At 35.0% G+C, this 20378-nt stretch carries 19 protein-coding genes; 11 read left to right on the top strand and 8 right to left on the bottom strand.

Translation table 11 applies throughout. The annotated features are described in order from the left end of the window. Positions 1-61: 61 nt before the first annotated feature. The 4 genes from mnmG to jag all read right to left on the bottom strand — a co-directional run bounded on the left by mnmG (position 62) and on the right by jag (position 4803). Complete coding sequence (gene mnmG, locus AC1RPX_RS01420; protein ID WP_481761078.1) at positions 62-1972, bottom strand: tRNA uridine-5-carboxymethylaminomethyl(34) synthesis enzyme MnmG; 1911 nt, start codon at positions 1970-1972, stop codon at positions 62-64. Between the two features lie 24 nt (positions 1973-1996). Next, complete coding sequence (gene mnmE / locus AC1RPX_RS01425) at positions 1997-3385, bottom strand: tRNA uridine-5-carboxymethylaminomethyl(34) synthesis GTPase MnmE (protein WP_481761079.1); 1389 nt, start codon at positions 3383-3385, stop codon at positions 1997-1999. 207 nt (positions 3386-3592) lie between these two features. Continuing rightward, positions 3593-4045, bottom strand: coding sequence for a MarR family winged helix-turn-helix transcriptional regulator (locus AC1RPX_RS01430; protein ID WP_481761080.1), 453 nt, complete (start codon positions 4043-4045; stop codon positions 3593-3595). Positions 4046-4071: 26 nt separating this feature from the next. After that, positions 4072-4803 (bottom strand): RNA-binding cell elongation regulator Jag/EloR, encoded by a 732-nt coding sequence (jag, locus tag AC1RPX_RS01435; RefSeq protein WP_481762399.1) that lies wholly within the window; start codon positions 4801-4803, stop codon positions 4072-4074. Positions 4804-4965: 162 nt separating this feature from the next. Here jag and AC1RPX_RS01440 point away from each other — a divergent pair, with 162 nt between their 5' ends. Beyond that, complete coding sequence (locus tag AC1RPX_RS01440) at positions 4966-5820, top strand: aldo/keto reductase (RefSeq protein ID WP_481761083.1); 855 nt, start codon at positions 4966-4968, stop codon at positions 5818-5820. 58 nt (positions 5821-5878) lie between these two features. Here AC1RPX_RS01440 and AC1RPX_RS01445 read toward each other — a convergent pair whose 3' ends face one another. The 4 genes from AC1RPX_RS01445 to rpmH form a co-directional block, all read right to left on the bottom strand. Next, positions 5879-6076 carry a PspC domain-containing protein gene (locus AC1RPX_RS01445; protein ID WP_409021843.1) on the bottom strand — a complete coding sequence of 66 codons (198 nt, stop codon included), beginning with the start codon at positions 6074-6076 and terminating at the stop codon, positions 5879-5881. Between the two features lie 86 nt (positions 6077-6162). Then, positions 6163-7002: a membrane protein insertase YidC gene (yidC, locus tag AC1RPX_RS01450; protein WP_481761084.1), complete on the bottom strand. Its 840-nt coding sequence runs from the start codon at positions 7000-7002 to the stop codon at positions 6163-6165. 22 nt (positions 7003-7024) lie between these two features. Next, positions 7025-7363 (bottom strand): ribonuclease P protein component, encoded by a 339-nt coding sequence (rnpA, locus tag AC1RPX_RS01455; RefSeq protein ID WP_409021846.1) that lies wholly within the window; start codon positions 7361-7363, stop codon positions 7025-7027. Positions 7364-7427: 64 nt separating this feature from the next. Then, positions 7428-7562 carry a 50S ribosomal protein L34 gene (rpmH, locus tag AC1RPX_RS01460; protein WP_057974157.1) on the bottom strand — a complete coding sequence of 45 codons (135 nt, stop codon included), beginning with the start codon at positions 7560-7562 and terminating at the stop codon, positions 7428-7430. Between the two features lie 510 nt (positions 7563-8072). Between rpmH and dnaA the strand changes: the two genes are divergently transcribed. The 10 genes from dnaA (at position 8073) to AC1RPX_RS01510 (ending at position 20376) form a co-directional block, all read left to right on the top strand. After that, a complete protein-coding gene (dnaA, locus tag AC1RPX_RS01465) occupies positions 8073-9425 on the top strand; it encodes a chromosomal replication initiator protein DnaA (protein WP_481761085.1) in 1353 nt (450 codons plus the stop codon). Between the two features lie 170 nt (positions 9426-9595). Beyond that, the gene (dnaN, locus tag AC1RPX_RS01470) at positions 9596-10735 is read left to right on the top strand and encodes a DNA polymerase III subunit beta (RefSeq protein WP_481761086.1); all 1140 of its coding nucleotides are present in this window, start codon (positions 9596-9598) and stop codon (positions 10733-10735) included. Between the two features lie 311 nt (positions 10736-11046). Continuing rightward, positions 11047-11274, top strand: coding sequence for a S4 domain-containing protein YaaA (yaaA, locus tag AC1RPX_RS01475; RefSeq protein ID WP_057974154.1), 228 nt, complete (start codon positions 11047-11049; stop codon positions 11272-11274). A gap of 8 nt (positions 11275-11282) precedes the next feature. Further along, the gene (gene recF, locus AC1RPX_RS01480) at positions 11283-12416 is read left to right on the top strand and encodes a DNA replication/repair protein RecF (RefSeq protein WP_409021849.1); all 1134 of its coding nucleotides are present in this window, start codon (positions 11283-11285) and stop codon (positions 12414-12416) included. Positions 12417-12435: 19 nt separating this feature from the next. Then, positions 12436-14373, top strand: a complete 1938-nt coding sequence (gyrB, locus tag AC1RPX_RS01485) for a DNA topoisomerase (ATP-hydrolyzing) subunit B (protein WP_481761146.1) — start codon at positions 12436-12438, stop codon at positions 14371-14373. A gap of 86 nt (positions 14374-14459) precedes the next feature. Further along, positions 14460-16910 (top strand): DNA gyrase subunit A, encoded by a 2451-nt coding sequence (gene gyrA, locus AC1RPX_RS01490; RefSeq protein ID WP_481761147.1) that lies wholly within the window; start codon positions 14460-14462, stop codon positions 16908-16910. A 197-nt stretch (positions 16911-17107) separates the two neighbouring features. Next, positions 17108-17401 carry a 30S ribosomal protein S6 gene (gene rpsF / locus AC1RPX_RS01495; protein ID WP_409021850.1) on the top strand — a complete coding sequence of 98 codons (294 nt, stop codon included), beginning with the start codon at positions 17108-17110 and terminating at the stop codon, positions 17399-17401. Between the two features lie 37 nt (positions 17402-17438). Continuing rightward, entirely contained in the window at positions 17439-17966 is a 528-nt protein-coding gene (ssb, locus tag AC1RPX_RS01500) for a single-stranded DNA-binding protein (RefSeq protein WP_409021851.1), read from the top strand. An 18-nt stretch (positions 17967-17984) separates the two neighbouring features. After that, positions 17985-18239, top strand: coding sequence for a 30S ribosomal protein S18 (gene rpsR, locus AC1RPX_RS01505; RefSeq protein WP_057974148.1), 255 nt, complete (start codon positions 17985-17987; stop codon positions 18237-18239). Between the two features lie 124 nt (positions 18240-18363). Next, positions 18364-20376 carry a DHH family phosphoesterase gene (locus AC1RPX_RS01510; protein ID WP_481761087.1) on the top strand — a complete coding sequence of 671 codons (2013 nt, stop codon included), beginning with the start codon at positions 18364-18366 and terminating at the stop codon, positions 20374-20376. Positions 20377-20378: the final 2 nt, after the last annotated feature.

Raw genomic sequence — 20378 nt, forward strand, 5'->3', positions numbered from 1 at the left:
AAAGTTAAAAAGGCACCAATCAAGTATACTTGATTGGTGCCTTTTCTGCATTTCTGTACTATTAATTATTAACTTTAGCAATCTTACCCTGTTCAATATAAACAGCAAGAATTGATAAATCAGCAGGATTCACACCACTAATACGACTAGCTTGAGCTAATGTTTCTGGTTGAATCTTAATGAATTTTTGACGCGCTTCCGTCGCAATTCCTTCAATAGAATCGTAATCAATATTTGTTGGAATTTTTTTAGCTTCCATACGTTTTAACTTCGCAACTTTTTCTTGTGCTTTTTTAATATAGCCTTCGTACTTAAATTGGATTTCTACTTGTTCAATAATTCTATGGTCTAATTCATGGTCAGGACCTGGAATAAACTTCTCAATGTCTGCGTAAGTTACCTCAGGGCGACGTAAAAATTCATTAGCCAACACGCCATCTTTCAAAGCGGCACTATTATGTTCTGCTAAGAATGCATTCACATCTTCAGTAGGTTTAATACGGAATGATTGTAATCTAGCTTTTTCGGCTTCAATTTCAGCTTTTTTAGCTTTAAAAATAGCTAATCTCTTTTCAGAAATTAAACCAATATCATATCCTTTTTCAGTTAAACGTAAATCAGCGTTATCATGACGTAAGATTAAGCGATATTCAGCACGAGATGTTAATAGACGATAAGGTTCGTTTGTCCCTTTTGTTACTAAATCATCAATCATAACACCGATATAAGCGTCACTTCGATTTAACGTAAAATCTTCGCGGCCTAAAGCACGTAACCCAGCGTTAATTCCTGCCATTATTCCTTGTCCAGCAGCTTCTTCATATCCAGAAGTCCCGTTTGTTTGACCAGCGGTATATAAATTCTTCACTAATTTAGTTTCAAGCGTTGGTCGTAATTGATAAGGAGCCACGACATCATATTCAATCGCATAACCCGGACGCATTAATTCAGCGTTTTCAAGGCCCTTAATTGAATGAATAATATCTTGTTGGACTTCTTCCGGCATTGACGTAGAAAGGCCCTGAACGTAAAATTCGTCCGTTGAACGGCCTTCTGGTTCTAAGAAGAGCTGATGACGAGGTTTATCAGAGAAACGAACAATTTTATCTTCAATAGATGGACAGTAACGTGGACCCACACCTTTAATAATTCCTGAGAACATAGGTGCACGATCAAGGTTAGCATTAATAATCTCATGCGTTTTCAAGTTGGTATACGTTAACCAACAAGATAATTGATTTTTAACATCAATATAATCTTCATCAGGTGTTTCAAAACTAAAGTGGTTAGGTTCAACATCCCCTGGTTGTTCATCAGTCACACTGTAATCAATTGTATTCCCATCAACACGAGGTGGTGTTCCAGTTTTAAAACGTTCTAAATCAAATCCAAGAGCTTCAAGATTTTCAGATAATTTAATTGCAGGTTGTGAATTATTAGGACCTGATGAATAACTCAATTCGCCAATAATAATCTTACCGCGAGCAGCCGTTCCAACTGTTAAAACAACACTTTTAGAACGGTATTTTGCCCCAGTATTTGTTACAACACCATGACATTCGCCATCTTCAACAATTAAACTATCGACTGTTCCTTGACGTAACGTTAGGTTTTCTTCTTTTTCCATTGTATGTTTCATTTCACTTGAATAAAGATGTTTATCAGCTTGTGCCCGTAATGCTCTAACAGCTGGACCTTTACCAGTATTTAACATACGCATTTGTACATAAGTTTTATCGATGTTACGACCCATTTCGCCACCTAAGGCATCAATTTCACGTACAACAATTCCTTTAGCTGGACCACCAATTGAAGGATTACATGGCATAAAAGCAACCATGTCTAAACTAATTGTGATAAGTAATGTTTTATTACCCATTCGTGCAGCAGCGAGTGCTGCTTCTGAACCAGCATGTCCAGCACCAACCACAATTACATCATAATCTGGGCCGTCATAAGTTTTAATGTCCATTTATATTCTCCTATTTACTAACAATTATTTACCTAAACAGAATTGACTAAATAATTCTGTGAGTAATTCATCTTTGTAGCTATCACCAGTGATTTCACCAAGTAATTCCCAACTTCTAGTCATGTCAATTTGAACTAAATCGATTGGCATACCGGAAGCAATCCCAGTGATCACATCATCTAAAGCAGTCTCAGCTTGATTTAACAAGCCAATATGACGAGAATTAGTAATCATAACTGTTGTTTGGCTATTTTCAATTCCACCAAAGAATAAGTTAGCAATTTTTTCTTCAAGTTGCTTCACACCTTCATGATTTAAGACAGAAATAGAAATAATTTCCGTTGGATCAACCATACTTTCTAATTCTTTACGATCTAGATTTTCTGGTAAATCTGTTTTATTTAAGATAACAATTCGTTTATCATTCTGTGTTAATTTAATGAGCTGCTTATCTTCAGCAGACAAAGGTTCATTGCTATTCAAAACAAGCATGACTAAATCAGCTTGAACAATCGCTTCTTTCGAACGTTCAACCCCAATTTTTTCAACCTTATCTTCTGTATCACGAATACCGGCAGTGTCTACCAATTTCAAAGGTACACCCATAACGTTAACGTATTCTTCAATCACATCACGCGTTGTTCCAGCAACATCAGTTACAATGGCTTTATCTTCATGTAATAAGTGATTCAAAAGACTTGATTTACCAACATTAGGTCGACCAATTATGGCAGTAGCTAATCCTTCACGTAATACTTTACCTTGTTGCGCTGTTTGTAGTAATTCTTGAACATATTGCTTAACATCACGTGCTTTTTCAAGCAATAATTTAGTCGTCATTTCTTCACCAGCATCGTATTCTGGATAATCAATATTAACTTCAACTAATGCCAAAACATCTACGATATCTTTACGTAAATTGCGGATTAGACGTGCTAAATTACCATCTAACTGATTTAGTGCAACTTTCATTGAGCGATCTGTTTTAGCACGAATTAAATCCATAACAGCCTCAGCTTGAGATAAATCAATTCGACCATTTAAGAATGCTCGTTTTGTAAATTCACCAGGTTCAGCTAAGCGTGCCCCATTACTTAATAATAATTGTAAAATTTGATTCGTTGGTACAATACCACCATGACAGTTAATTTCAATCACATCTTCACGTGTAAATGTTTTAGGTGCTAACATAACTGAGACCATGACCTCATCGACTTCTTCATCCGTTTTAGGATTTAAAATATGTCCGTAGTTAATGGTATGACTATCAACGTTACCTAAATTTTTCCCTTTAAATACATTATTAGCAATTTGAACGGCATCCTCACCACTTAATCGAACAATTGAAATGGCACCTTCACCAGGTGGTGTTGATATAGCGGCAATTGTATCAAATTCTGTTAATTCTGGCATATCTTTAAATACTCCCTTCAAGTGCTCTATTAGCAGTTAATTAATCATATTCTTTAAATTTTTTCAAACAAAAAAAGGGCCCACTCCACGCCCTAAAAGGACGTGGATAAAGCACCTTCACTACTTTATCTAATATTAAGTTCAATGCCAATAATATACTTTTTTTACCGACATTTGTCAACAAGTCTGTTTGATGATTCTAATTCACTAACCACGAATACCGCGATTTTCTAATTTATTAGTAATCACTTTTAATTCATTAACATAACCAAGATATTCTTCTTCAGTCATATCAAATGAAGTAAAACAATTCGACATTTGTTTCATAATTCTATGTTTACTTCTTTTAGCTTTTCCAGTCAATGAGACATTCACACGGCGTTCATCCTCAGGATCTCTAGTCCGAAGAATCCAATCATCCTTTTCCATACGTTTTAAAAGTGGTGTTAATGTTCCGTTATCTAGATGTAACTTCGCACCAAGTTCCTTCACCATAACAGGTGACGTTTCCCACAATGAAAGTAACGTAATATATTGCGGATACGTTAAGCTAAATTCCTTCAGTGATTCTGTATAAAATTTATTGTAATCTTTTTGTGCTGTGTAAATAGCAAAACATAGTTCATCTTCTAATTTTTCTGGATCATGTTTTAAAGCCATGGGTGGGGACTCCCTTCTATTACTGACTATTTTTTATTTTTAGGCGCTACAATTACTGAGCGCTTAGGTTCTGTTCCAATCGATGTTGTTTTGATTCGGTTATTTCGTGCTAAATAAAAATGAATTTGCTTACGTTCGTTAGCAGGCATCGGGTCTAATTGTACCGTCTCACCCGTTCTAATAACATCCTTGGCCACTTTAATTGCAAGGCGCTCAATCGTTTCTTCGCGACGTTTACGGTAGCCACCAACATCTAGAATAACATTCATTCTGCTAACTGCTTTTTGATTCATATTAACTTGTGCTAAATATTGCAAAGCATTTAAACTTTTACCGTGTTTACCAATTAATAATCCTTGTTTACTCGTATTAAAATCATATGTTACCTGACGGCGCTCAAATTGAACATTAATTTCTGTATCAATACCCATTAATTCTGTAATGTCGGCCAAATAATAACCAACATCATGAACTGCTTTTTCATTAAGTTGACTTCTAGCAGCTTTTTCTGCTGCTGTTAGAGGCTTTGATGTAACACTATCTTTTTTTTCATCAATAATTTTCTTGCTTACTGGTTTTTCTGTTATTTTTTTTTCAATTAATTCAACTTCTGCCTTTTTGCGGCCAAAAAATAAAAATCCAGACTTACCTTCATTGATTATTTTAATTTCAATCTGTGTTTTTTCAAGCTTTAATGCAGCCAAACCGTTACTCACAGCTTGATCAACATTTTTTCCAGTAAATATGGGCATGTTCATCCTCCAAATATAATTATCATCGTTATATTATAGCACTAATTGACCCCTTATCTATACCCTTTTTCAGAACGATTTTTTTGAAAAGTTCTTTCATTTGACAAAATCTATAGGACTCAGCCTATAATGAAAATACTAAATATAAAAACTCGGAGGATTAATTCTATGAATAAATTAACAGACACATATGAATTAGCAAATGGTGTCAAAATTCCTGTTGTTGGTTTTGGTACTTGGCAAACACCAAGTGGTGATGTTGCTAAAGCATCTGTAAAATCAGCATTAGCTTCTGGTTACATACATTTAGATACTGCTGAAATGTACCACAATGAAAGTAGTGTTGGAGAAGGTATTGCCGAAAGCGGTGTTGCTCGTGAAGATATCTTTTTAACAAGTAAATTAGCTAATACAGCTCATACGTACGATGAAACACAAACAGCATTTGCACGAACATTAAAAGATTTAGGTGTTGATTACCTTGATTTATTCTTGATTCACTGGCCAAATCCTGCTGCTTATCGTGAAGATAATTGGGAAAGTCATCTTCAAGAAACATGGCGTGCATTTGAAGATCTTTATAATGAAGGTAAAATTAAAGCCATTGGTGTTTCTAACTTCCGTCCTCGTCATTTTAAAATTTTGGAAGAAACACAAACAATTACACCAATGATTAATCAAATTAGATTAGCTCCTGGTGATACTCCCAAAGAGACAATTGATTATTGTCACAAGCATAATATTCAATTAGAAGCTTATAGCCCATTAGGAACTGGTGCTATCTTTACGGAACCAACAATGGTTAAAATTGCTAATCGTATTGGTCGCAGTGTTGCACAAGTTACCTTACGTTGGTCATTACAAAATGGATTCTTACCACTTCCCAAATCTGTTCATGCTGACAGAATTGAAGAAAATACTCATTTATTTGATTTTGAATTATCTGATGAAGACATGGCAGAAATCAACTCTCTAGATGGTGTTGTTGGTCATGCTCAAGATCCAGATACAGCAACTTTCTAAAATGTTTCACGTGAAACAAAAATGCGTAACCAGATATATTCTGGTTACGCATTTTTAGTTATCTATAGTTTGATGATGCATTTGGCATGACTATTGCACATATGATGTAAACAATAATACCAGGGAATGCTGCACTCAGGACACTTAAAAGAACGTACCCTATTCTTGTTAATGTTGGGTCCCAGTTAAAAAATTCAGCAATACCACCGACAACACCAGCAATAATTCTATTATTAGATTTTGTTAATTTTCTCAATTTTAATCCTCCTCTTGTTAACCTTTTATGTAATTATATCCAAAATAAAAAACCAAAGCCACTAAATGGACTTTGGTTTTCAAAAATTACTTTTTGTTACGGCCCTTATAAGCTTTCTTTTTCGCTTTTTTAATAGCCTGTACTTTTTCTTTTTCAAGACGTACTTTTTCTTCACGTTCACGTGTAATTTTAAATGGATTATTAATTAACAATGTTTGTCCAACTGAGAATGCATTGGTAATAACCCAATATAATGACAAGGCTGATGGTAAGTTAACAGCTGTCACAAGAATCATTATTGGTGTACCATAAACCATCATCGTTGACATTGAGTTTGCTTCAGGTTGGGACATAACACCCAACTTAGAAACAAAGTAAGTTAAGATTGCAGCAAAAATTGGTAAGATGAAGTACGGATCTTTATCACCAAGCTGTAACCATAAAAATTCACCCGTCTTCAAAACGTTCGTTCTCAAAATAGCTTGATAAAGAGCTAATAAAATCGGCATCTGTACTAATAATGGTAAACATCCAGCAACAGGATTAATGCCTGCTTCTGCATATAATTTCTGTTGTTCTTCACGTAATTTTTGAACAGTTGCAGCATCTTTACCAGAATGCTTAGCTTGAAGTGCCTTCAATTGAGGTTGAACTTCAGCTGTTTTACGCATACTTTTTGTTTGATAAATCATTAATGGTAATAAAATAACCCTAATGATTATGGTAAAGATGATAATACCAACACCATAGTTCCCACCAAATAATTTTGAAAGGAAAATAATAGCCCTAGAGAAACTGAGGATGATACCGCCATCCCAAATTCCTGTACTATTTTCCGTTATTGGTGTTGTACTACATCCCGCTAGGACTAACATTAACCCCAACATACTTAATAGGACTAAAAATCGCTTACTCTTCTTTTTCACAAGAATACCCTCGCTCACTTTATTAGTCTAAAATTTTAGCTATTTTTAAAACATGTGTTAATTGTTTCTTGGATTCCTCTTGCGACAACCAAGCAACAGATGGTCTAGCAATAACCAAAAAATCGCAATCTTGTTTAAGATCTGGTTTCAATTCTAACAACGATTGACGAATACGGCGTTTAACCCAATTACGAGCAACAGCATTCCCAATACGTTTTCCAACTGAAATTCCAACTCTAAAATGAGCTTGTTCTGGTTTTTCCATCATATATATAACATACTTTCGGTTCGCACAAGATTGACCTTTTTTAAAAACTGTTTGGAACTCTGCTTCTTTTTTAACGCGATATGATTTTCTCATGTAATATCTCCAGTTAAATAGATACTGTATCTTTGTAATAAAAAAAACCACTGAAATCAGTGGTCTATGCAGACAATACTTTTCTACCTTTACGGCGTCTACGTGCTAAGACGTTACGGCCGCCTTTTGTACTCATGCGTTTACGGAAACCATGCACGCGTTCACGGTGACGTTTTTTAGGTTGGTATGTTCTTTTCATAATTTAGGCACCTCCTTAAATACTTAATGTTTCAACTAATCGGTATCTTGATAAAAATAAGATACCAGTGACGTCAATTTCACTTACCGGAATATAATACCATACTTCTTTCTTCTATGAAAGAAAATTATTAGAATTCAATGTAATTTAGTTATCCACACTTTTTCGCTATTTATTTTTTAGTTGTGGATGAGTTGTGAAACACATCTTGTCGTCCACAACTCGGAACACACACTTTTTCACAATAAACAGCCTGTTAATAAGTTATACACACCCTTAACTAAAAACTGTTAATAACTAATGAAAATCCTTTAATAACATACTTTATTTCAATCACTCATTTGTGGATAACATGGCAAACAAAACTGGTTTATCTTTTTATGCCCACCCCTGTGGAAAACTTATTAATGACCCTGTTATTATTTTTTACACATTTTTTTAAACCTGTGGAAAACCCTTCTTTAAAATGCTAAACTGTAGTTACGATTTATTTAAACAAGGAGGCTTTTTGTGCTTACTCTCGAAAATTTATGGTCCTCACTGACTGATTATTTCAAAACGCAACTCAACCCTGTTAGTTACGAAACTTGGATTTCATCAGCTGAACCAAAACAATTTATTAATAACGACCTTATTATTGAGCTACCCTCCCAGCTACATAAAACTTACTGGATACAACATCTAGCACCAAAAGTTGTTGCGTTTCTTTACGAATCAACTGGTGAAGAAATCAATCCCGTTTTAAAAATAAAGGGTGAATTAACCGCGGGCGGCCAATCAAATATGGCAGTATCAAATAGTTCAAACTCTAATAACGATAATGTCCCTACCTTTATGCGTGATGCCAAATTAAACGATAGATATACCTTTAGTACCTTCGTTACTGGAAAAGGTAATCAGATGGCCCACGCTGCTGCTTTGGTTGTTTCTGAAGAACCTGGCCGCTTGTACAACCCGCTCTTTTTCTATGGTGGTGTTGGTTTGGGTAAAACCCATTTAATGCACGCAATTGGTCACCAAATGCTTCTAAACAATCCTGATGCAAAAGTAAAATACGTTACAAGTGAAGCATTTACTAACGGCTTCATTAACTCACTTCGAAATAATACGCCCGAAGATTTCCGAAAAGAATATCGTAGTGTTGATCTCTTACTGGTGGATGATATTCAATTTTTTGCCGATAAAGAATCAACACAAGAAGAATTTTTCCATACATTTAACTCTTTATATGATGATAAAAAACAAATTGTCTTATCATCTGATCGTTTACCAAACGAAATACCAAAATTACAAAAACGTCTTATATCTCGCTTTAAATGGGGTCTTTCAGTTGATATAACCCCTCCTGATTTAGAAACTAGAATTGCTATTTTAAGAAATAAATCTGATGCTGAAAATCTTGAAATACCAGATGATACATTAAGTTATATTGCTGGCCAAATCGATTCGAATATTCGTGAACTTGAAGGCGCTTTGGTTAGAGTACAAGCGTACGCGACCTTATCAAACTCAGAAATAACAACGAGTTTAGCCGCCGATGCCTTAAAAAACTTAAGTTTAAAAGATAAATCAAATGAAATTTCAATTGCTATTGTTCAAGATCGGGTTGCTAAATATTTCCACGTTACTGTGGGCGATTTAAAAGGAAAAAAACGTGTTAAAGCAATTGTTATGCCACGTCAAATTGCTATGTACTTAAGTCGCGAACTTACCGACAATTCCTTACCTAAGATTGGATCTGAATTTGGTGGTAAGGATCATACAACGGTTATTCATGCTCACGAAAAAATTGCTGTAATGTTAGAAACTGATGACAAACTTCAGCGTCAAATTTCAGATCTTAAGAGTGAACTTAACCAATAATAGTTGTGGGCAATTGTGGATAAGGCGGCTTGTTTACTCACAGGTTATCCACATGTGAATTCTTTTATTTACATGGTCCCAACGTATTTCTTAACATGATTAACAGGCCCTACTACTGCTTCTATTCTTTTATTACTTAATTAATAACTAAACTTACCGGAGGATTTACTATGGAATTTACAATTAATCGATCAGCATTCATTAAACAATTAACAGATGTTCAAAGAGCTATTTCTTCAAAAACAACAATTCCTATATTAACGGGTATCAAAGTTGTCTTAACTGCTTCTGGTTTACTTTTAACAGGTAGTGATGCAGATGTTTCTATTGAAACTTTTTTATCTGTTGAAGATGAATCTAATAACTTAACAATTGAATCAACTGGTGAAATTGTGCTACCTGCACGATTCTTTAGCGAAATTGTTAAAAAATTACCGCAAGATACTTTTTCATTAACAGTGACTGATGGTTATCAAACTGAGATTACTTCTGGATCAGCCTCATTCAATATTAATGGGTTAGATGCAAATAACTATCCTCACTTACCAGAAATTGATACTGATGATAATTTAATTTTTTCGGGATCAATCTTAAAACAAATTATTAGCCAAACTGTTATTGCCGTTTCTAACCAAGAAAGTCGCCCTATTTTAACTGGTGTTCACTTTGTCATTGAAAATGGTGAGTTTTTAGCAGTCGCAACAGATAGTCATCGTTTGAGCCAACGTAAAATTACATTGGAAGGCGCAAACGATGCAAAATATGATGTTATTATTCCTGGTAAATCTTTAGTAGAATTATCACGAATGATTGACGATTCTAATCCAGATATTGAAATGCGTATTTCAGAAAACCAAGTACTCTTTATTCTTGGAAATACCTCATTTTATTCACGTTTATTAGAAGGAAATTATCCTGATACAACTCGTCTAATTCCTAAAGAATCAGCTACAGACATTGAGTTTAATGCGCCTAAATTATTATCAGCAATTGAACGTGCGTCATTACTATCACATGAAAGCCGTAATAACGTTGTTAAACTAGCGATTAATACGGCAGAACAAAAAGTTGTCATTTATAGTAACTCGCCTGATGTTGGTAATGTTGAGGAAGCATTAGAATTTAGCAATTTATCAGGAAATGATCTTGAAATTTCATTTAATCCAGACTATATGAAAGATGCTTTAAGATCATTTGGACAAACTGAAATTAAAGTTGCGTTTACACAACCATTACGACCATTTACCTTAGTCCCAACTGAAGATACAACGCAATTTATTCAATTAATTACACCAGTTCGAACATTCTAATTAATTGTTCGTGTATGAATAACTAATAAAAATAGAGTAAAAGCAGCCAATAAAACTGTTTTTACTCTATTTTTTTAGGTAAATTATATTAAAAGTGAGAAATGAATTTTATGGTTTGATTTTGACTAAAAAAATAAGGCAATAGTGAATTGTAGTCATTTAATTAAAAATATAGCCTTTTAAGTAATTTTAGAGTAAAAAGACTAATTAAAACTTAAATCGCTTAAATCGGCTTAAAATGAGATGTGAAATTGTAATTTTGCGAAAAAAAAGGTATAATAGAAAAGGAAGAAAATGGAGGTTGACGACAATTGAAATCAGATATTTATTTAGAAACACCTTACATGATGCTACAACAAGTTTTGAAATCAGAAACAATTATTAATTCTGGTGGCGAAGCAAAATGGTTTTTACGTGAAAATGAAGTCCTTGTAAATGGTGAATTAGAAGACCGACGTGGACGTAAATTATACCCTGGCGATGTTATTGAAGTTCCAGGTATTGCAATTATTACGATGCATTCAATGGACGAAAAGTAGGCTTATCAATGTATCTAGAAAATTTAACCTTGAGGGATTATCGTAACTATGAAGATTTAAATATCTCATTTTCACCAGCAATCAATATATTACTTGGTGAAAATGCTCAGGGTAAAACGAATTTATTGGAAGCAATTTATGTGTTATCAATGACTCGAAGTCATAGAACGAATAATGATAAAGAGTTGATTAAGTGGGATAAGACAGCTGCGATAATCCAAGGTCGGGTGAATAAGCAAGTAGGGTCATTGCCACTCGAGATTCAAATTAATTCTAAAGGTAAAAAAGCTAAAGTTAATCATCTTGAACAGGCCAAATTGTCACAGTACATTGGACAGTTCAATGTGATTTTGTTTGCACCAGAGGATTTAGCCCTTGTAAAGGGTGCCCCATCAGTAAGAAGAAGATTTGTTGATATGGAATTTGGCCAAATTAATGCACGTTATTTATATAATTTAGGTCAATACCGAACTATTTTGAAACAGCGTAATCAATATCTAAAACAGTTACAGCATAAAAAAGACCAAGATTTAGTTTTTTTAGATGTATTATCTGATCAATTAGCTGCTTTTGGCGCAGAAATTGTACATCAACGCTTAATATTTCTTAAACAACTTGAATTCTGGGCTAACCAATTACAAGAAGAGATTACACAGTCCGCTGAAACGTTAACATTTGAGTATGCCACTCATTTGGAAAACGCGTCAGAAAAAACGATTGAACAGTTGTATACGCAATTACAAAATGATTTAAAAAAATCAATAAAAAAAGAAATATTTCAAGGGACAACCTTAGCTGGGCCACATCGTGATGATGTGCGTTTTTTAATTAACGGCAAAAACGTTCAAACATATGGATCTCAAGGACAACAAAGAACAACAGCATTATCAGTCAAATTAGCCGAAATTGAGTTAATGAAAGAGGAAACTGGGGAATATCCAGTCCTTCTTTTGGATGATGTTCTTTCTGAATTGGATGATATGCGTCAAACACATCTTTTGAAGACGATTCAAAATAAGGTTCAAACATTTTTAACAACACCAAACTTAAGTGGTATTGCTAGATCGTTAATTAATGAACCTAAGATTTTTCATATTAATCAAGGTAACTTACTCGAAGAGGAGGAACATATAGTTGACTGATCAAGAGAAACAAGCTGAAATAGCAGAAGAATTACATGAAGAAAAAGCAAAAGAATATGATGCGAGCCAAATTCAAGTTTTAGAAGGACTTGAAGCTGTTAGAAAACGTCCCGGTATGTATATTGGAACAACGGCTTCACAAGGTCTTCATCACTTAGTTTGGGAAATTATTGATAATGGTATCGATGAAGCATTGGCTGGTTTTGCCGATGAAATTAATGTTGTTGTCGAAAAAGACAACAGTATAACAGTTCGTGATAATGGACGTGGTATCCCTGTTGATATCCAAGCAAAAACAGGCCGTCCAGCGCTTGAAACCGTTTTTACAATTTTACATGCTGGGGGTAAATTTGGCGGTGGTGGTTATAAAGTTTCTGGTGGACTTCATGGAGTTGGTGCTTCAGTTGTTAATGCATTATCAACTGAGCTAGATGTTCAGGTTATTCGTGAAGGTAAAGTCTACGGTATGGACTTTGCTCGCGGTAAAGTTAAAACAGAGATGTCAGTTGTAGGTGAAGCACCTGAAAATGAACATGCAACGATTGTTCATTTTGTACCGGATTCTGATATTTTTACGGAAACAACTGTCTATGATATTAAAGTATTAACAACGCGAATTCGTGAATTAGCATTCTTGAATAAAGGCCTTAAAATTACGATTGATGATAAACGTGATGGTGGACCCGGATTACAAGAATTCCATTATGCCGGTGGTATTAAGCATTATGTTGAATACTTAAATAAAAATAAAGATGTTATTTTCCCAGAACCTATCTATGTTGAAGGTGAACAAAAAGGGATTATTGTTGAAGTTGCCCTCCAATATACAGATGATTATCATAGTAATTTATTAACTTTCACAAATAATATTCATACTTATGAGGGTGGTACTCATGAATCTGGTTTTAAGACAGCCTTAACCCGGGTTATAAATGATTACGCTCGTAAAAATAATCTTATGAAAGAAAATGATGCTAATCTTTCTGGTGAAGATGTTCGTGAAGGATTGACGGCTGTTGTCAGTATTAAACATCCAGATCCTCAATTTGAAGGTCAAACAAAAACAAAATTAGGTAATTCAGATGCGCGTACGGTTACTGATCGTACTTTCTCTGAACATTTTACTAAGTTTTTAATGGAAAATCCTAAAGAAGCTAAAATTATTGTAGAAAAAGGCTTATTAGCTGCTAGAGCTCGAGTAGCTGCTAAACATGCTCGTGAAGTAACACGTAAAAAAAGTGGGCTTGAAATCAGTAACTTACCCGGTAAGTTAGCTGATAATACAAGTAAAGATCCTGCAATTAGTGAATTATTTATCGTCGAAGGTGATTCAGCCGGCGGTTCAGCTAAACAGGGTCGTTCACGGTTAACACAAGCTATCTTACCGATTCGTGGTAAGATTTTGAATGTTGAAAAAGCAAGTTTAGATAAAATTTTAGCCAATGAAGAAATTCGTTCATTATTTACAGCTATGGGAACAGGTTTTGGTGGCGAATTTAATGTTGAAAAAGCTAATTATCATAAATTAATTATTATGACTGATGCTGATGTCGATGGTGCCCATATTAGAACGTTATTATTAACACTGTTCTATCGTTACATGCGTCCACTTGTTGAAGCAGGATTCGTGTATATTGCGCAACCACCTTTATATCAAATTAGACAAGGTAAGATGATTCGTTATGTCGATACTGAAGAAGAATTAGAAGAAATTCAAGGGCAATTGGCACCAACACCAAAACCCGTTATTCAACGATATAAAGGTCTTGGAGAAATGGATGCTTCTCAATTGTGGGAAACAACTATGGATCCAGATGCTCGTCGTTTATTACGTGTTAACGTCGACGATGCCATTGAAGCTAATGATGTCTTTAATATGTTAATGGGTGATCGTGTAGAACCTAGACGTGAATTTATTGAAAAAAATGCCACTTACGTAGAAAACTTAGATATTTAAAAACTTAGTCGTAAAGGAGGTTGAAAATTTTGGCAGAAGAATTACCAGCTACAAGCCGGATAAAAGATGTTAATCTTTCCGGAGAAATGAAAAAATCATTCTTGGATTATGCTATGAGCGTTATTGTTGCTCGTGCACTTCCTGATGTTCGAGATGGGTTGAAACCTGTCCATCGTCGTATTTTATACGGGATGAGTGAATTAGGGATTACGCCTGATAAACCATACAAAAAATCAGCTAGAATTGTTGGGGATGTTATGGGTAAGTACCATCCTCATGGTGATTCATCGATTTATGAAGCGATGGTTCGTATGGCCCAAGACTTTAGTTACCGTTACATGTTAGTTGATGGGCATGGTAACTTTGGTTCTGTCGATGGTGATGGCGCTGCTGCTATGCGTTATACTGAAGCTAGAATGAGTAAAATAGCTGTTGAAATGATGCGTGATATCAATAAAGATACCATTGATTTCATGGATAATTACGATGGCAGTGAACATGAACCAGTTGTTTTACCTGCGCGTTTTCCTAACTTATTAGTTAATGGTGCAACAGGTATTGCCGTTGGTATGACAACGAATATTCCGCCACATAATTTGTCAGAAGTTATTTCTGGATTACATATTTTGATGGATAATCCTGATGCAACTGTGGCTGATTTGATGGAGGCTATCCCTGGTCCTGATTTTCCAACTGGGGCTACTGTTCTAGGTAAATCTGGTATTCGTAAAGCTTACGAAACAGGTAAGGGAACAATAACAATTCGTTCAAAAGTTGAAATTGAAGAACAAAAGAATGGTAAAGAACGTATTATCGTTGATGAACTTCCTTACATGGTTAATAAAGCACGTTTAATTGAACGTATTGCTGATTTAGCTCGTGATAAAAAAATTGAAGGTATCACTGATATTAATGATGAGTCTGATCGTGAAGGATTACGAATTGTGATCGATATTCGTCGTGATATGAGTGCTTCAGTTGTGTTGAATAACCTTTATAAATTAACGTTATTACAAACATCTTTCAGTTTTAATATGCTAGCAATCGTTAATGGTATTCCAAAAGTTCTAAGTTTAAAGGAAATGCTTGTTTATTACCTTGAACATCAAGAAAAAGTTATCCGTCGTCGTACGCAATTTGAATTGAAAAAGGCACGTGCTCGCGCACATATCCTTGAAGGTTTAAGAATTGCACTCGATCATATTGATGAAATTATTAGAATTATCCGTAGCTCAAATACGGGTGAACTTGCTAAAAATCAATTGATGGGTAATTATGGTTTATCAGATAAACAAGCTCAAGCTATTTTAGATATGCGATTAGTTCGTTTAACTGGTTTAGAACGTGAAAAAATTGAAGAAGAATATCAAAATTTAATGGCATCAATCGCTGATTTTGAAGATATTTTGGCTCATGACTCACGTATTCATGATATTATTTATCAAGAATTGTTAGATTTACAAGCTAAATTTGGTGATGAACGTCGTACTGAATTATTAATTGGCGAAGTATTGAATCTTGAAGATGAAGATTTGATTGAAGAAGAAGAAGTTATGATTACATTAACGCATAACGGTTATGTAAAACGTCTTGCAACTGATGAATTCAAAGCACAAAACCGTGGTGGCCGTGGCGTTCAAGGTATGGGTGTTCATGATGATGACTTTATTGAACATCTTGTGTCGACATCAACGCATGATACCCTACTATTCTTCACGAATGCTGGTAAAGTGTACCGTATGAAGGGGTATGAAATTCCTGAATATGGACGCACAGCTAAAGGAATTCCTGTCATTAATCTTTTAGGGGTTAATTCTGGTGAGAAAATCCAAGCTGTTATCAACGTAAGCAAGCAAGAAAATGATGAACGTTATCTTTTCTTTACGACGCTTAACGGAACAGTTAAGAGAACACCGGTGTCAGAATTTTCTAACATACGAAATAATGGTTTAAAAGCGATTAAATTGCATGATGAAGATGAATTAATTAACGTTGCTATCACAGATGGCACGCAGAATATGATTATTGGAACGCATCGAGGTTACGCAGTATCATTTGCTGAAAATGATGTTCGTTCAATGGGTCGTTCTGCTTCTGGTGTTCGTGGTATTCGGTTAAGAGAAGATGATTACGTTGTAGGAGCTGATTTATTAGCTGCTGATAGTCACGTATTTATCATTTCTGAAAAAGGATACGGTAAGCAAACACCCGCTTCGGCTTATGCAATTAAAGGCCGTGGTGGAAAAGGAATTAAGACAGCTAACATTTCTGAAAAGAATGGACCAATTGCTGGGTTAGCAACCGTTCAAGGTGATGAAGATATCATGTTAATTACGGATCAAGGTGTTATGATTCGCTTTAATGTGAAGAACGTGTCAAAAACGGGCCGTGCTACTTTAGGAGTTCATTTAATTCGAATTGATGAGAATGCTAAAGTTGCAACAATGGCAAAAGTTGAAGCTACTCCTGAAGAAACAACTACTATTTTAGATGCAGTTGTATCAGACGTTGAAAGTGAAACAAATGACTTAGAATAAACTAAATTAAAAAAATAAAATAAAATCCTAATTAACGGCGTACTTAATAAGTGTGTAGTTAATTAGGATTTTCTTGCTTTAAGTGAATGGCAGTGATATAATTTTAGTTCGTAAGTGTCTATGGCATTAAATAGATAACTTTCCTTGTTCTTGCCACGAGGTAAGGACCTAAAGTCCATAAGGAGGTGTAAACAGTCATGAGTAAATATGAAATTACTTATATCATCCGTACCGATCTTGATGAAGCAGCTAAAGCAGCTTTGATCGAACGTTTCGATGGTATTTTAACAAGTAATGGTGCAGAAATCGTTACTTCAAAAGACTGGTCAAAACGTCGTCTTGCATACGAAATCAGCGGTTATAATGAAGGTATCTACCATATCATTAATGCTACAGCCGATGACGATATCGCAATTAACGAATTTGATCGTCTTTCAAAGATTAATGAAGGAATCTTGCGTCATATGATCATTAACAGAGATGAAAAATAATTCATTTTAATAAAATAACGGAGAGGAGCAATACATTATGATTAATAGAACAGTACTTGTCGGACGTTTAACAAGAGACCCTGATTTACGCTACACAGCTAGTGGTGCTGCAGTTGCAACTTTTACAGTTGCAGTTAATCGACAATTCACGAACGCTTCTGGCGAACGTGAAGCCGATTTTATTAACTGTGTTATCTGGCGAAAAGCAGCCGAGAACTTCGCTAACTTTACGCATAAAGGTTCTTTAATTGGTGTCGATGGACGAATTCAAACGCGTTCATATGATAATCAACAAGGAACTCGCGTGTATGTTACTGAAGTTGTCGTAGAAAACTTTTCGTTGCTTGAATCAAAATCTCAATCAAGCCAACAACAAGGTAACGCTAATAATCAAAGCAGCGCTCCTCAATCAAGTTCATCATCAAATAACAATGCTAACCCATTTGGTGGCGCAAGTTCGAATAATAATTCAAACACAACGCAATCTAATGATTCAGCAACAGTTGATCCATTTGCAAATAATGGCCAACAAATTGATATTTCTGATGACGACCTACCATTCTAATTAGAGGAGGAAACTCACATGGCACAACAACAACAACGTAGAGGTGGTGGCGGTGGCGCACGTCGTCGACGTAAAGTTGACTTCATCGCAGCTAACCACATCGATTATATCGATTATAAAGATACAGACTTGTTAAAACGTTTCATTTCAGAACGTGGTAAGATTTTACCTCGTCGTGTTACGGGAACAAGCGCTAAAAACCAACGCAGTTTAACAATTGCAATTAAACGCTCACGTATTATGGGCTTATTACCATTCGTTTCAGAAGAATAGTAATATCTAGGGAAGACTATGCAAATAGTCTTCCCTTTTTTTGTACTATCAGCAAGATTTGTGCAGGTAAATGGGGAATGTGATAAAATAGATAACATCTAGGATTTACAGATGAGGAGATACTATGAAAAAGTTCCTTTCAAACGAGAAACTTCCCAGTTTTTTGAAGAATGAACGCTTAAGATGGATTGCGATTTTTATCGTAATTATGTCTTTATTTAGTGTTGTTCTGTCTTTTACAGTTAATTTATTTTTAGGACTTATATTGTTAATTATTGCGTTGGGTGCTACCAGCGCAAGTATGTATATTATGTCCCAAATTACGGCAAATACTAATGAATATATATCGGAATTATCATATCGTATTAAACGTAGTGAACAAGAAGCGCTTATCAAAATGCCAATTGGTATTTTGATTTTTAACGAACAAAATGAGATTGAGTGGGTTAATCCATACTTACAACCTTATTTTGAAAAAAATGATATTTTAGGTAAGAAAATAGAGAGCGTCGATGAATCGTTATCGACGATTATTACAGATAACGCTGAGACTAAAGGCTTGGTGAAAGTAACATGGCATGAAAAAGATTTTGAAATGATCATACAAAATGATATTCATGTTGCTTACCTGATGGATATTACGCGTTATTCATCAATTGAAAAAGAATTTGAAGCAGAGCGCGTTGTTATCGGTCAAGTGTTCTTAGATAATTATGATGAAGTAACGCAATCTATGTCAGATAAGAATGTTTCTAATTTAAGTAACTTTGTCACAAATGAGTTATCTAATTGGGCGCGTCGTTATGGGATGTATTTAAAAAGAACGGATTCAGATCGATTTTTTATTTTAGTTCATGCCCATTCTTTACAACAAATTGAAGAAGAAAAATTTAAAATTTTAGATCGAATTCGCGATCGGACATCCAAACAAAACTTTCCGCTCACATTGAGCATGGGAATTGCCTATGGCGATGGCGATTTGAATTCACTTGCAAAATTAGCTCAAAGCAATTTAGATCTTGCTTTAGGTCGAGGTGGGGATCAAGTTGTCGTTAAATCACCTGAAGAGCAAGCAAGATTTTATGGTGGTAAAACTAATCCGATGGAAAAACGGACTCGGGTTCGTGCTAGAATGATTTCTCAAGCGTTACAAGAAATAATGAAACCAATGGACCAAGTCTTCGTTATGGGACATCAGAGCCCAGATATGGACTCTGTAGGAGCTTGTTTGGGCATTAGACGAATCGCTTTGATGAATAATATGAAATGTTGGATTGTTTTAGATCAAACCGCTATTCATTCAGATGTACAACGATTGATGGAAGAGTTAGATCAATATCCTGATATCAAATATAATATTATTACACCTGAAGAAGCAGTAGAAAAAGCAACAGAACAGAGTTTACTGGTGATGGTTGATCATTCTAAACCCTCTATTTCTGGTAGTCCTGAATTGTATGAAAAACTTAAAAATCGTCTGATGGTTATTGATCATCATCGTCGTGGAGAAGAATTCCCTGAAAATCCAATGTTAGTTTATATTGAACCTTATGCATCATCAACCTGTGAACTGATTACTGAAATGTTTGAATATCAATCAAAAGATAGTGAACCAATTAATAAAATTGAAGCAACTGCGATGTTAACGGGAATTATTATTGATACGAAGTCGTTTTCATTAAGGACGGGTACACGAACATTTGATGCAGCCAGTTATTTAAGGTCCGTTGGGGCTGATTCAACAATGGTTCAAAACTTTATGAAAGAAAATGTTGATAGTTACTTGAAGCGTAATCATTTAATTGATAAAGTAGAGTTCATTAATACTGATTTAGCATTATGTGTGGGTGAAGATGATACGATTTATGACCCAGTTACAGCAGCACAGGCAGCAGATTCATTATTATCTATTTCAAGTGTATCAGCGTCATTTGTTGTCACAAAACGATCAGAAAATCGTGTTAGTATCTCTGCTAGAAGTACAGGGACGACTAATGTTCAAGTTGTTATGGAACAAATGGGCGGCGGCGGTCACTTATCAAATGCTGCGACTCAGTTAACTGGTGTGAGTGTAAGTGAAGCTGCAGAACAATTAGTTAATATTTTAACGACAAAAAAAGATGAAATTAAGGAGTAGTT

The sequence above is a fragment of the Dellaglioa sp. CoH-56-MRSF-14 genome (assembly GCF_056782115.1).